Origin of the sequence: Kitasatospora sp. NPDC085464, from assembly GCF_044541955.1 — a bacterium.
Classification (GTDB): Bacteria; Actinomycetota; Actinomycetes; order Streptomycetales; family Streptomycetaceae; genus Kitasatospora.
In genome coordinates this window covers 1-2151 of sequence record NZ_JBITTM010000119.1, presented here as the reverse complement: position 1 = coordinate 2151, position 2151 = coordinate 1, and the positions used below count along the sequence as shown (strand labels likewise).

General features: G+C 76.2%; 1 protein-coding gene. It reads left to right on the top strand.

The annotated features are described in order from the left end of the window. Positions 1 to 194 precede the first annotated feature (194 nt). Positions 195 to 2093, top strand: a complete 1899-nt coding sequence (locus tag ACIGG8_RS42830; protein ID WP_396553990.1) for a hypothetical protein — start codon at positions 195 to 197, stop codon at positions 2091 to 2093. The last annotated feature ends 58 nt before the right edge of the window (positions 2094 to 2151 follow it).

Sequence of the window (2151 nt, the reverse complement as noted above, 5' to 3'; positions counted from 1 at the left end):
GGGCCACCGGCCTACCCACACACGCCGGACACACGCCGACGGCCAGCACAAAGATCAACTGACTGGCCATCGGCCACTACCTGCGGATTCGGGTCTGATAGGAATGGGCAGGGATTTGACGGCGCGCCGCCGCGGCGGGCCCGGTCCCACCCGAACCACCGACGGCAGACGGAGCAGAGCGGGGGGCTCACCAGTTGACCCAGGACGTCCAGTTCAGTGCGGAGGCCAACCCCTTCGCGGCAGCCGAGCAGGTCTGCGCGACCCTCGGCACGCTCACCGACGCCCTCTTCGACGAGCAGACCTCGCGCCACCCGGTGGCCTCGCTGAGCGCGCTGCGCACGAGCGCGCACCCCGCCGCCGAGGCACTGTTCGGCCTGCCGCTCGCCCCCAACGGCCCGGTGCACGCCGCCGTCGACCGGCTCGGCACGGTGATCACCGCGGGCTCCGCGCGTCCCGGTACCGGCGCGCGGATCGCCGACCGGGTCATCGACGCCCTGCAGTCCCGCTACGGCGGCGGACCGGTGCGCGGCGCCATCGCCGACCGGGGCACCACCTCGGCCGCACTGTTCCACCTGCCGGTCACCGGCGAGTTCGCCGACGCCAAGCTGCGCCCGCCGTTCGCCCCTGCGCTGGCCGCGCTGGCGGCCGGACAGCAGACCCGGCAGCCGGTCGAGCTGCCCACCGGCGCGGGCGCCGAGGTCCGGCTGGTCGTCCCGCCCGGCTTCCACCCGCTCACCTCCCCCGGCGGTCCCCCCGGTGTCTCCGCCCGCACGGTGCCGCTGCTGCCCGCCGACGCCGACCCGGCCGACCCGGCCGACCCGGCCACCGTCGCGTCGGCCGCGGAGCTGTCCGGGCACCTGGCGGAGGTCGCCGAGGAACTGTTCAGCGCCACCGGCACCGAAGGGCGCCGCGACTTCGCGGTGATCTCCGCCACCCTGGCCGACCTGATCCGCGACGCGGGCGTCGCGTACGCGGGCGTCTGCGCCCTGCAGCTCGACGACCGCGCCTCGGACGCCGCCCTCGTCGTCTCCCTCACCCGGCACCCGCTGCCGATCACCGCGCTCGCCACCGAGCTGGCCACCGTCCGGCGGCACGCCGAGGTGTGGACGGTGCTGCTGCCGGCCGGACCGGCAGCCGTCCTGGTCGAGGGCCGGACCGTGCCGGTGCCGGGATCCCTGGCGGCCGACGGGCAGCGGCGCTGGGTGGTCACCTCGGCCGTCCAGGCCTTCGTCCCGCTGCCGGACGGCGCGACCGTGCTGTGCGCCCAGCTGTCCACGGCACGGCCGGAGGACTGGGAGCTGTACACGGAGGCGTTCGCAGAGCTGCTGAAGAGCATCCAGTTCGGATGGGACGGCGAGCCCGCGCCCACCGCGGCGGTGGGTGACGCGGTGCCGGCCGTCGTCCCGGCGACCGCTCCCGCCCAGGTGCCCGCCCAGCCGCCGGTCCTGGCGCCGGCCGCCGTTCCCGTCGAGGCGGAACGGGCGGACCGGGTGGAACGGGTGGAACAGCGGGCGGCGGATGAGCCTGCGGAGGTGCCGGTGCACCTGCGCGGTACGCCGGTGCGCGTCCCGCCCGCGGACTTCAACCCCTTCGCGCCGGTCGCCGAGTCGGCCGCCGCCGAGACCGCGCAGGCCACGCAGGCCCCGGACGACCGTCCGAAGGGCACCCCGGTCATGATCCCGCCGCCGGACTTCGACCCCTTCGCCCCGGAGGCCCTCACGGGTACACCGGGCGACGCGCCGACCGCCCGGCCCGTGGGTGCGCCTGCGGTCGCCGACCCGTTCGGTACGACGGTCGCGGCCGAGCAGAAGGACGACCCGTTCGGCACCACCCTCGCCTCGCAGGGCCCGGCCGTCCCACCGCCGCCGTCGACCCCGCCGGTCGTCCCGGCGCCCGTCGTGGCCGCCGCGCCCGCCCCGGTCACGACCGCGGGCGACGAGGGAGCGCCCCGCAAGGGCACGCCGGTCATGATCCCGCCGCCGGACTTCGACCCCTTCGCGATGTCGGACTTCTCGGCCACCGCGCCGGTGGAGGAGGCGAAGCCCGCGGCGGAGGCGAACGACGCGGTGCCGGAGCACCGGCCGTTCGGCTGAGCAGGTAGCGGGCCGCGGGCAGTCGACGACAACGGGTAACAGCTGACAGATTTCAGAT